12 protein-coding genes and 1 tRNA gene are annotated in these 10,962 nt (G+C 66.8%); 6 read left to right on the forward strand and 7 right to left on the reverse strand.

What is annotated here, in order from left to right; all coding sequences use genetic code 11:
* Positions 1-88 precede the first annotated feature (88 nt).
* From Q7T84_RS10700 to Q7T84_RS10715, 4 genes are all read right to left on the reverse strand, one after another.
* Positions 89-691 (reverse strand): YceI family protein, encoded by a 603-nt coding sequence (locus tag Q7T84_RS10700; RefSeq protein ID WP_304808588.1) that lies wholly within the window; start codon positions 689-691, stop codon positions 89-91.
* A 198-nt stretch (positions 692-889) separates the two neighbouring features.
* Positions 890-1,810, reverse strand: coding sequence for an isopenicillin N synthase family oxygenase (locus Q7T84_RS10705; protein WP_304808590.1), 921 nt, complete (start codon positions 1,808-1,810; stop codon positions 890-892).
* Positions 1,810-2,661 (reverse strand): ribokinase, encoded by an 852-nt coding sequence (locus Q7T84_RS10710; protein WP_304808592.1) that lies wholly within the window; start codon positions 2,659-2,661, stop codon positions 1,810-1,812. Before Q7T84_RS10710 ends, Q7T84_RS10705 begins: the two co-directional genes overlap by 1 nt.
* Positions 2,658-3,650 carry a nucleoside hydrolase gene (locus Q7T84_RS10715; RefSeq protein WP_304808594.1) on the reverse strand — a complete coding sequence of 331 codons (993 nt, stop codon included), beginning with the start codon at positions 3,648-3,650 and terminating at the stop codon, positions 2,658-2,660. Before Q7T84_RS10715 ends, Q7T84_RS10710 begins: the two co-directional genes overlap by 4 nt.
* Before the next feature lie 36 nt (positions 3,651-3,686).
* Here Q7T84_RS10715 and Q7T84_RS10720 point away from each other — a divergent pair, with 36 nt between their 5' ends.
* Positions 3,687-3,947 (forward strand): hypothetical protein, encoded by a 261-nt coding sequence (locus Q7T84_RS10720; protein WP_304808596.1) that lies wholly within the window; start codon positions 3,687-3,689, stop codon positions 3,945-3,947.
* Between the two features lie 39 nt (positions 3,948-3,986).
* Here the strand turns inward: Q7T84_RS10720 and Q7T84_RS10725 are convergent, their stop codons facing one another.
* A complete protein-coding gene (locus Q7T84_RS10725) occupies positions 3,987-5,255 on the reverse strand; it encodes an MFS transporter (RefSeq protein WP_304808598.1) in 1,269 nt (422 codons plus the stop codon).
* A gap of 209 nt (positions 5,256-5,464) precedes the next feature.
* On the opposite strand from Q7T84_RS10725, the gene Q7T84_RS10730 reads away from it, so the two are divergent.
* The 3 genes from Q7T84_RS10730 (at position 5,465) to Q7T84_RS10740 (ending at position 7,053) form a co-directional block, all read left to right on the forward strand.
* A complete protein-coding gene (locus Q7T84_RS10730) occupies positions 5,465-6,100 on the forward strand; it encodes a glutathione S-transferase family protein (RefSeq protein WP_304808600.1) in 636 nt (211 codons plus the stop codon).
* A gap of 2 nt (positions 6,101-6,102) precedes the next feature.
* Positions 6,103-6,906: a M48 family metallopeptidase gene (locus Q7T84_RS10735; RefSeq protein WP_304808602.1), complete on the forward strand. Its 804-nt coding sequence runs from the start codon at positions 6,103-6,105 to the stop codon at positions 6,904-6,906.
* 62 nt (positions 6,907-6,968) lie between these two features.
* Positions 6,969-7,053 (forward strand) — tRNA-Leu (locus Q7T84_RS10740).
* A gap of 9 nt (positions 7,054-7,062) precedes the next feature.
* Here Q7T84_RS10740 and Q7T84_RS10745 read toward each other — a convergent pair.
* Together Q7T84_RS10745 and radC are read right to left on the reverse strand one after the other, a co-directional pair.
* Entirely contained in the window at positions 7,063-8,499 is a 1,437-nt protein-coding gene (locus Q7T84_RS10745) for a tetratricopeptide repeat protein (RefSeq protein ID WP_304808604.1), read from the reverse strand.
* A 68-nt stretch (positions 8,500-8,567) separates the two neighbouring features.
* Complete coding sequence (gene radC, locus Q7T84_RS10750) at positions 8,568-9,314, reverse strand: DNA repair protein RadC (RefSeq protein WP_304808606.1); 747 nt, start codon at positions 9,312-9,314, stop codon at positions 8,568-8,570.
* Between the two features lie 314 nt (positions 9,315-9,628).
* On the opposite strand from radC, the gene Q7T84_RS10755 reads away from it, so the two are divergent.
* Both Q7T84_RS10755 and Q7T84_RS10760 read left to right on the forward strand, forming a co-directional pair.
* A complete protein-coding gene (locus Q7T84_RS10755) occupies positions 9,629-10,432 on the forward strand; it encodes a THxN family PEP-CTERM protein (protein ID WP_304808608.1) in 804 nt (267 codons plus the stop codon).
* Between the two features lie 157 nt (positions 10,433-10,589).
* Positions 10,590-10,895, forward strand: coding sequence for a hypothetical protein (locus Q7T84_RS10760; RefSeq protein ID WP_304808610.1), 306 nt, complete (start codon positions 10,590-10,592; stop codon positions 10,893-10,895).
* The last annotated feature ends 67 nt before the right edge of the window (positions 10,896-10,962 follow it).

The following is a 10,962-nucleotide window of genomic DNA, read 5'->3' on the forward strand; positions in this document are numbered from 1 at the left end:
CGGGTTGGTCATGGCGCGAACATAGCCGGCCGAGCGCACCGCAGGTAGAGGCGAGCGCCGGGCTCGCGTGAACCCGGCGCCCGAAGGCTTAGCTGGCCTTTTCGAAGGCCGCTTCGATCTGCAGCTCGACGGCGTCGCCGACGGCCGGCAGGGCGTAGGTCATGCCGAAGTCGCTGCGCTTGATGGTCGTGGTGGCGTGGAAGCCGACGGTCTGCGCCTTGCTCATCGGATTCGGACCGGCGCCGGCCAGGCGAGCGTCGAGGGTGACGGGCTTGGTGACGCCGCGCAGGGTCAGGTCGCCGGTGATCTTGGCTTCCTGGCCGTCCACCACGACCTTGGTCGAGCGGAAGGTGGCGGTCGGGTACTTGGCGCTGTCGAAGAAGTCCGGGCCATGCAGGTGCTTGGTCAGGCCAGCGCTGTTGGTGGCGATGTTGGAGATCGGGATCTCGATGTTCACCGTGGCGGCGGCGGGGTTCTTCGGGTCGAGGACCAGTTGGCCGGTCGCGTCGGCGACCAGGCCGCGATAGTCGGTGAAGCCCAGGTGATTGACGGTGAACGCCACCTGGGTGTGGGCCGGGTCGGTCTTGTAGGTTCCGGCGGCGATCTTGGAGATGTCGACGGCCGGCTGGGCGGCGAGCGGGGTGGCGGCGACCGCGACGATGGCGAACGCGGCGAAGGCGAGGGTCTTCATGAGGCGGAGCTTCCTGGTGTTGGCGTGGTCGCCGATGGCGATGCGAACCGTGAAGTTAGACCCCACGGGCGATAAAGCCGCCATCCCTGAATGGGAGGCGACGGAATGGCGTCGCTAAGGTAGTGCGCTAGTGGCGAAGGTTGTAGGGCGCGGATCGCGACACACCGTTTCCGAACTGGCGACGATGATCGTGCGGGGCTACTTCGCAAGGCCGATTTCGCGCAGGCGTTCGGCCAGGAATTCGCCGGCGGTGATCTCGGGCCACTTGGCGCCCTCGCCCTCGCAGGTCGGCAGGCACCTCAGCGAGACGTCGGAGGCCGGGTGCATGAAGAACGGCATCGAGTAGCGGCTGACGTTCGGGTCCTGGGGATTGACCACGCGATGGGTGGTCGAGGGGATGACGCCGTTGGTCAGGCGCTGCAGCATGTCGCCGCTGTCGACGATCAGGTTGCGGGGCTGCGTCTCCACCGGCAGCCAGGTTCCATCGCGGTCGAGCAGTTGCAGGCCCGCGCCCTTGGCGGCGACAAGGATGGTGATGAAGTTGATGTCCTCGTGGGCGGCCGAGCGCACGGCCCCCTCCGGCGCATCGTCCGGCACCGGTGGATAGTGCAGCACGCGCAGGATCGAGGTCCCGGCCGCGACCTTGTCGTCGAAGTAGCCGGCGTCGAGGCCAAGCTTGGGGGCCAGGGCGGTCAGCAGCAGCCGGCCGGTTTCGTCGAGGGCTGTGAACAGGGCGCGGAAGGTCTGCTCGAATGCTGGCACTTCCTTTGGCCAGACATTGGGTGGGAAGTCCGCCGGCGGCAGGCCCGGCGCCGGTTCGCGGCCAATCTGCCAGAACTCCTTGAGATCGGGCAGGCTGGAGTCCTTGGCGTGCTCGGTTCCGAAAGGGGTGTAGCCGCGCAGGCCGGCGGCGTAGCGGCGCTTGTCCACATAGGGCAGGTCGAAGACCTCGGCGCTCTGGGCGTAGGCGGCGTCGAGCAGGTCGGTCGGCACGTTGTGGTCGGTCAGGATGACGAAGCCGTAGTCCTGCAAGCCCTGCATCAGGGCGCCCGAGAAGGCGGCGCGCTGCGTCTGCGAGCCGTGGGTGAAGTCTTTCAGGCTGAGCGTGGGGACGGGCATCAGACGCACTCCTGGCGGGCGTCGACCTCGGCGCGGGTCGGCAGGGACGGTTGGGCGCCGGCCCGGGTGGCGGCGAGCGCGCCGGCCGTGCAGGCGAATTTCAGCGCCGCTTGCGGCGTCTGGCCTTCCAACAGGGCCAGGGTGAGGGCGCCGACGAAGGCGTCTCCGGCCCCGGTAGTGTCGATGGCGGTGACCGGCGGCGGGGCAGCGGCCGCGATCTGCTGGCCGGCGCGGTAGAGGCCCGCGCCCTTCGCGCCCCAGGTGACGGCGATCAGACCGGGCAGGGCGTGCAGCGCCTGGCCATAGAAAGCCGCTTCGGTCTCGTTGACGACGATCAGGTCGGCGCGGGCCAGGGTTTCATCCGGCATGGCCGCGGCAGGGGCGAGGTTGAGGCAAACGAAGCCAGTAGCCTCCGCGACCGCCTTGGCGACGGTCTCGAGCGGCAGTTCCAGTTGGCAGATCAGCGCGCTGTGCGTGGCCTGGGTCAGGTGTTGCGGGGCGAAGGCGGCGTTGGCGCCGGGCGCGACGACGATCTGGTTCTCGCCGCCAGTGGCGACGGCGATCAAGGCGACGCCGGTGGCGGCGGCGCTATCGACCGCGCAAGCCGAGAGATCGACGCCCTCGGCATCGAGCAGGGATAGCGCCTCGTCGGCCAGGCTGTCGGCGCCCACCCGGGCGACCAGCTTGACGTCGGCGCCCAGGCGCTGGGCGGCCAGGGCCTGGTTGGCGCCCTTGCCGCCGGGATGGCGAGCGAGGCTCGCGCCGGTCACGGTTTCGCCCGGCGCCGGCAACGTGGCCCCGGTGGCGACGAAGTCCAGATTGACCGAGCCGATGACGGTGATGGCGGTCATCGCGCCAGCCGTTCGTTCAGCAGGGCGAACACGCTGTCGGCGTCGGCCCTCGTCGCCCATTGGACGGTCGCCGTGGACGGATCGGCCAGCCGGAACTCGACAGCGGTGTGGCCCAGCATCAGCGGGGAGGCGGTCTCCACCCTCAGGGCGCAGGGGCGCAGGGTGAAGAGGCGCGGCGCCAGCAGCCAGGCGATCACGCAGGGATCGTGGATCGGCGCGCCGGTCCCGCCGACGATGTCGCGCTCCAGGGCGTTGGAGAATTCCAGAAGGTTGGCGCTGGCCTGGGCGGCAGGGGTCTTGATCGTGGCGATGGCGGCGGTCCGGGCGGGGTCGGCGCGGACCTGGTGGGTGACGTCGAGGCCGAAGACCACGCACTTCGCGCCGGAGGTGAAGACCACGTCGGCGGCATGGGGGTCGGCGTAGATGTTGAACTCGGCCGAGGCGGTGATGTTGCCGCCCTCGCGCCGCGCGCCGCCCATGATGGCGATCTGGCCAAGCCGCGCCACGATGGCCGGTTCCAGCCGCATGGCCAGCGCGAGGTTGGTAAGGGCGCCGGTGGCCGCGATAGTCACCTGCCCGGGCGCATGGGCCATGATCAGGTCGACGATGACGTTGGCCGCGTGGCCGGCGGCGACGCCCTTGGCGGGCTGGAAGGTCGGCAGGGTCCCCAGGCCGCTCTCGCCGTGGAAGTCGCCGGCGCCGACGGGCGGGCGGACCAGGGGGCGCTGGGCGCCGGCATGGATCGGCACGTCCTCGCGGCCGGCGATCTGGCGAATGATCGCGGCGTTGCGCGCGGTCAGATCGGCCGCGACATTGCCGGCGGCCGTGGTGATGGCGAGGATCTCAAGGTCTTGCGGAGACGCAAAGGCCAGGAAGAGGGCTATGGCGTCGTCAACGCCAGGGTCGCAATCGAAGATGAGCTTGGTCACCGGCCCATTGTCGGGAGGATCGGGGGCCGGGGCAAGCCGGCGTCGCATCGGGCGCCGCACGCGGCTATCCTCTCCGGAGTTGAAACGGAGAATTTGATGGCGGGCGATGAGAAGACGAAGCGGCGGGTGTCGCCGGAGCTGTTCACGCGGCTGCTCGCGCTGGCGATCGTGGCGGCGGCGCTGTTCGTGGGGCCGCCTTGGAAGACCTGGCTGGCCGCGGGCGGATGCGGCCTGGCCGCGGGGGTGTTTCTGGTTCAGGCGATCCAGGGGCGTCCGACCCGCCGGACCCGCTGGCTGAACGTGTTCTTCGCGCTGACCTTTATCTCGACGGCGATCTGGCTGGCGTTTCTGCGCTAGGCGGTGGAGGGCGCCGCGGGGCGCCCTCCACGCTTTAGGCTAGCTGACCATTTCTTCACGGATCGTCTTGCGAGCGATCCAGAAGAGGATGAAGGCGACGATGCCGAAGCAGGTCGAGATCATCAGCGCCCAACGCACGCCCTCGGCGGAACCGAGGCCAAAGCCGTTGGCCATGACGTCCGAGAGGATGCCGACCGCCAGCGGGCCGAGGCCCAGGCCGATCAGGTTGATCGTGAACAACAGGATGGCCGAGGTGGTGGCGCGCATATGCGGCGGCACGATCGACTGGCCGATGGCGTAGACGGGGCCGTACCAGAGCGAGCCCAGCAGGCCGTTGATCACCAGGATCCAGAGCGCGACGGAAGCCGAGGGAACGCTGACCGCCAGGATGTAGATCGGCACCGCCAGCAGCGAGGCGAAGGCCGGGACGACGACGTAGCCGCGCAGGTCGGTCTTGGCGTATTTGTCGGCGATCTGACCGCCGAGATAGGCGGAGACGGCGCCGGCGGTGCCGCCCATCAGACCAAGGGCCAGGCCGAGGAAGCCGATCGACTGAAGGCCGAAGCCCTCGGCCAGCGCCTTGACCTCTTCACCGTGGACGCGGAGGAAGAACGAGGCGGTGAACGGGGCGTGGCCGTAGCCGATGAAGGCCTTGATGGCGGCGCCGAGTGCGATGAGCCAGAAGGTTTTCTTGGTGGCGAGATACTTCAGCGTCTCGCCGAAGGTCACCTGAGTCGATTGGATGGCGATCGAGTGCTGGGCGATCAGCTTGCGCGGCTCCTTTAGGGTGAACCAGCAAAGCAGCGCGAAGATGATGCCCGGCGCGCCGGCGACCAGGAAGGCCGCGCGCCAGCCGTAGGCGTCAGCCACCAGGCCGCCCATGACCAAGCCCAGCAGACCGCCGAGCGGCGTGCCCATGGAGTAGAAGGCCAGGGCCGAGGCGCGCTTTTCCTTGGGCACGTAGTCGGCGATCAGCGAGTGGGCCGGGGGCGTGCAGCCGGCTTCGCCGACGCCGACGCCGATCCGGAAGATCACGAGCTGTAGGAAGCTGTTGGCCATGCCCGAGAGCGCCGTGAAGCCCGACCAGACCGCGACGGCGGTGCCGATGATCATGGGGCGGTTCTTGCGTTCGGCCAGCCGGGCGATCGGAATGCCGAGCACGGTGTAGAAGATGGCGAAGGCCAGGCCGCTCATCAGACCGAGCTGCCAGTCGGCGAGGCCAAGGTCGTTCTTGATCGGCTCGGCCAGGATGTTGACCACGGCGCGATCGAGGAAATTGACGATGTAGATCCCCAGCAAGAGGAACATCGCATACCGCGTATAGGCGGGTGAGTATGGGGATGCGCTGACCGCTGAAGTGACAGGCGGGGCGATTGGGTCAACCGACGGCGCGGCGGTCTCGGTCATAAATGGCGTTTCCTGCAAAACTGGGAACTGAAATTCTTATTGTTGCCCCCACTCTAGACGAGGCACGGGGGGCTTGGGCAATAGACTGACGTAACGAAAAGGAGCGGCTGATGGAACTCGTGATTGGAACAAAGCGGTGGTCCACCTGGTCGTTGCGGCCCTGGCTGGCTCTAAAACGCACTGGCGCCCCGTTTTCCGAGACCCTGATCGGCCTGCGTCAGGACGAGGGGCGGACCGAGGCGGCCATATTGCCGCACTCCCCATCCGGGCTGGTTCCCGCCCTCAAGGACGGCGATCTGACGGTTTGGGATTCGCTGGCGATCTGCGAGTACCTGGCCGAGAAGTTCCCCGAGGCCAAGCTATGGCCGGCCGATCCGGTCTTGCGCGCCTTGGCGCGGGCGGCGGCCAGCGAGATGCATTCCGGCTTCCAGTCGCTGCGCGGCGAGTGCCCGATGGCGTTGGATCTGGAACCGCGGGTCACCGCGATCTCGGAAGCGACCCAGAAGAACGTGCGCCGGATCGTGACCCTATGGTCGCAGCTGCTGCGCCGCTCGGGCGGGCCGTTCCTGGCCGGTGAATGGTCGATCGCCGACGCTTTCTATACGCCGGTGGCGACGCGGTTTCGCGGCTATGGGATCCACCTGTCGGACTATGGCGACGACGGGGCCTGCGGCGCCTACGTCACCCGGCTGCTGGCCACGCCGGAGTTCCTGGAGTGGGAAGCGGCGGCGAAGGCCGGGGCCTGACCATGACGGGATCGTGCGCCCATCGGCCGGGGGCGGACCCGGTCTCGCGGCGCAATCTGCTGATGGTGCTGGCGTCGGGCGCGGTGCTGGTGGCGTGTTCGGAGAACCTCGCCACCGGCCGCAGCCAGTTCGCGGTGGTGCCGGACGAGGCCTTGGTGCAGATGGCCGACCAGGCCTGGAGCGACGTGAAGGGCCAGAGCGCGCGCTCGCCGGACGCCGCCCAGCAGGCGCGGCTGGAACGCGTGGGGCGCAAGATCGTGGCGGCGAGCGGGCGCAGCGACCTGGATTGGGAGTTCGTGGTGTTCGACGGCCCGCAGATCAACGCCTTCGTGCTGCCGAACGGCAAGGTCGGCGCTTATGCGGGGCTAATGGACTTCGTCCAGGACGATGATGAGCTGGCCGGCGTGCTGGGCCACGAGGTCGGCCACATCCTGGCGCGTCACTCTGCCGAGCGGGTCAGTCAGGAACTGGCCGTGCAGGTCGGGGTGGGCGTCGTCACCGCGGTGCTGTCGAACGGCGAGTACGGGCAGTATGCCGGAGAGATCGCCGGCGCCCTGGGCATGGGCGCGCTCTATGGAGTGATCTTGCCCTATTCGCGCCAGCACGAACTTGAGGCCGACAGCGTCGGGGTCGGCCTGGCGCAGCAGGCGGGTATGGACCCCGCCGGCGCGGTGCGGTTCTTCGAGCGCATGGCCGCCGAGGGCGCAGGCAAAACCCAGCCGCCGGAGGTGCTCTCAACCCACCCCGCCGACGGACCCAGACTGGCCGCGCTCCGCGAAGCGGTCGCGGCGCTGGGGCGGGTTTAGGCGAAGGTCGAGGTTCAAACTAGCAGCCTCCAACGCCCTCGCCTATAAGCGCCCGGACCAGTGGGGACATGGCGGAACTGGTAGACGCAAGCGACTTAAAATCGCTCGGAGTAATCCGTCCGGGTTCGACTCCCGGTGTCCCTACCAGGGCCCACGCTACGGCGTGACGCCGTAGCTGGCGTATTCCTCGTCGATGCTGGGACGCGCGCGTCGCGCGGCGGCGAGGTCGGCCTTGCCTTCGGCTTCGTGTCCCTGGCGCAGCTTGATCACGCCGCGCATGAAGCGCGGTTCGGGGGCGTCAGGATTGAGCGCGAGGGCGGCGTTGACGTCGGTCAGCGCCTTGTCCAGGTCACCTAGGCGGAACTGCACGAAGGCTCGAGAGTCGATGAAGGCGAAGGCGTCGGGAGCCAGGGCGACGGCCTGGCTGCACAGGTCGAGGGCGCGCTGGAGGTCCTGCGCCGCCTGCCCGCGCACCCAGCAGGCGCCGTTCAGAATATCAGGGTCCTTGGGAGCCATTCGCAGCGCCTTGTCGTATTCAGCGAAGGCGCGGGGCCAGTCACGTTGGTGGCCGAAGACGTCGCCGCGCGCCGACATGACCTCGGCGCTCCGCGGCGCCAGGCTGGCGGCGCGGTCGATGTCGGCCATGGCCAAGTCGTAGCGCTTTTGTTCGCCGAAGAAGTAGGCGCGATCCAGAAGCGGTTCATACTTCCCGGCCTCTAGCGTCACCAGGCGGTCGTAGTCGGCCTGGGCCTTTTCCGGAGTGATGGATTCGCTATAGGCCCACGCGCGCAACCGTAGAGCGTCGATGTCGTCCGGCGAACTGGCCAGGGCTTGGTCGAGGTCTGCGATAGCCTTGGCGCGGTCTCCCGTCTTGATCAACAACTCCGCTCGGTCGACGAGCACTTGGCTCATGTCAGGTCGAGCGGCGAGCGCGCGATCATAGTCGGCCAGGGCGCGTGCGTTGTCGTGGCGCGCGGCGTAGACAGCGCCTCGGCTGGCGAAATTGGACGGGTCGCCCGGCGCCAGCTTCACGGCGAGGTCGGCGTCGGCCAGCGCTCCGTCGAGATCACCGGAGTGGCGGCGCGCCATGGACCGCATTTGCAGATAGTCCGCATTGTGCGGATCGATAGAAATCGCCCGCTCGAAATCAGCAAGGCCCCCCTTGTCCTCCATCATCATGCGCAACAGCCCTCGGGAGACGAGCGTATCGCCTTTGTCCGGCTCGAGCTTTAGCGCCATGTTGATGTCGGCGAGCGCGCCCTTGAGGTCCCCCTGGTCGGCGCGAATTCCGCTGCGGGCGACATAGGCGAACGGCAGGTTTGGGTCGAGTTTGATCGCCTGTACGAGATCGCTGATCGCCTTGTCAGCCATCCCCAGGTCGCTGAGTTGGCTGGCCCTAACTGTCAGGGCGAGGGCGCGCAGATTGGCGGGGATGTCCTGGTCCTCGCCCAGGGCGGTGCACGACTCCATGCGCTCATTGGGCGCCGCCTCTTCGATGAAGCAGGCCGGGTTGGCGTCGGTCTGGGCCATGGCCCCGGTTGCGGTGAGCGCCAGGATCGCGCCGGCCGCCAAGGTGATCCGTAGGGGCGTCATCGGGTTCAACCGTCGTGATTTGGTGTGGCGCGCAACCTGGGGGCGTGAAGCTTAACAAAGCGGTATTTTCAGAAGAGGCCAAGCGCGCGGAAGCTGGCTACCCCGTCGCGGCCGACTACCAGGTGGTCGTGTATGGCGATGCGCAGGGAGCGGCCGGCCTCCACGACCTGGCGGGTCATCTCGATGTCCGCGTTCGAGGGGGTGGGATCGCCCGACGGGTGGTTGTGCACCAAGATCACTGCGCTGGCCGAGAGCTCAAGCGCGCGGCGCATGACCTCGCGCGGATAGACTGGCGCGTGATCGACGGTGCCATGGTTCATGATCTCGTCGGCGATGAGCTGGTTCTTCTTGTCCAGGAAGATCACCCGGAACTGTTCGCGCGGCTCGTGGGCCAAGGCGATCTTCACATAGTCCAGGAGTTGGCTCCAGGAGGTGATCACCGTGCGCTTGGCGAGCGCCTGGCGACCGATGCGCAGGGTGATCTCGTGGAGCAGTTTCAGGTCCAGGGCGACGGCCTCGCCCACGCCGGCGACGCTCTTCAGTTCCGCGGGCGAGGCGGCGAGCGTCCCGGCCAGCGAGCCGAAGCGGGCGATCAGCGCCTTGGCCAGCGGCTTTACATCGCCTCGCGAGATCGAACGAAATAGGTGCAGTTCCAGCAGTTCGTAGTCCGGCAGGTTGGCGAGCGCGCCGGCGGCCCGTTCGCGTAGGCGGTCGCGATGGCCGTGATAGTGCGGCCTGACGGCGCGCGCCTTCAACGGCGCGACGGTCCAGAGGTCCGGTTGAGGGCCTTCGCCCAGATGATGGTCCGCGCTCATGGCGAACAATGTTCATTATTTGTTCCGATCACGCAAGCCCATGAAGCTCTACTGTCCCAAATTGGGCGAATGAAGAAGGCGGCTAGCAGGCGGTCGCGGGAAATGGGGCGTCGAAGCACAAAGACACGGCGTCTGAGAGCGCTCTCACAAACAGCGCGCGAATTGCGCGCCCAAATAGGGCGTCTATAAGCAACCAAGAGGCGAATTTTGTCCGGAGGACGACTATTTCGCGTTTCTTGATTGAGGATGCAATTAATCCTTGTTAACCATTTGTGCGGGTGGAGGCTCAACAGGATAGGCAAGGGGTATTCAAAATGAAGCCTAGTGAATTCGCGCGCGTCTTTGCGCGCTCCGCGGCGGTGTCTGCTTTCACATTGGCGACGATCACCGCTCTTCCGGCCGCAGCAGCGACCGTCGCCTTCAGCAATGTTAAGGGCGAGTGGCTGGACCCGGTCGGCAACAGCGTCACGACGAGCAACAACAATACGAGCAATGCGCAGGTGCGTTGGGGCGTGCCGGCTAGCAACGGCGGCCAACAAAGCGGCTACAATTTCATAGGCACGGACTTTGGCCCGCTGGTCGTTAACCCCGGCGAGTCCTCCGGTGTGGCGACCATCGGAACCTTCCAGCACGTGAATTTCCCGATCAATTCAGGGACTTCGATCACTGGTATCAAGTTGAAGTTCACGGCCGATGTTGTGATCGACAGCGTCAATCAGGGCACCCGAACCTTCACCTATAACTTCTCTCATTTTGAGACCCCGAACGGCTCCGACCCTTGCGCTGACGGCGGGGACCAGGGCGCCGGCGTCAACATCAATGGATGCGCCGACCGCGTGCAGATGAACTTCAACTCGATCTCCGACACCTTCATGATCGGAGCCGATAAGTACACTCTGGACCTGGCGGGCTTCCTGGTCTCCGGCAACCCGACGACCGGCTTTTGGACCACGGAAAACGCGCTCAACACCGCCTCCATCCAGGGCAAGGTTAATCTGTACGAGCGTGCGATCGGCGGAGTTCCGGAACCCTCGACCTGGGCGATGATGATCATCGGCTTCGGGGCCGCCGGCGCCATGGTTCGCAACAATCGGCGGCGTGGTCTCGCGCCCGTCTAGCTGCTCTCAACAAGATCCAAGGCCCGGCCATCGCATGAAGGCCGGGCCTTGCCAATTCGGGAACGCGAACCGGAACGAAGTGATCGCCGATTGTGGATGCGATCTGGCGCGCATAAATTGAAGTGCGCCAAGGCTGGTTTTGGTTAAGCTTGGGTCGATGACTACGCGGTTAGCTGACATCTTGGACGCCAGGCTCGCTGAACTGCAGGGCGAGGCCTATGAGGTCCGGCGCATCTTCGCCTCGCGCGCGGACATTGAGCAGCTGTTTCGGGAACTGGGCGACGCGGCGATCCTGCTGGACTGCGACCCCGCTCAGGACAAGGCTTGGTATGGCCAGTACGAGCTGACTCCCGCCGACTCTGAGGGGACGATGATCATGTATTGCCGTGGTGACGAGTGCTGGATTCGCGAACTCGTCCGAACTGAACAACAGCCGGCCGAGGCCCTCCGCGCCGCCTCTTGATGGGGATGGGGGGAACCTTCCGCGCCAAACGCCCGGGCGCGTCGGCTATTGCAGATCATCTAGTGGG

Source organism: Phenylobacterium sp. (assembly GCF_030654915.1).
Taxonomy (GTDB): domain Bacteria; phylum Pseudomonadota; class Alphaproteobacteria; order Caulobacterales; family Caulobacteraceae; genus Phenylobacterium.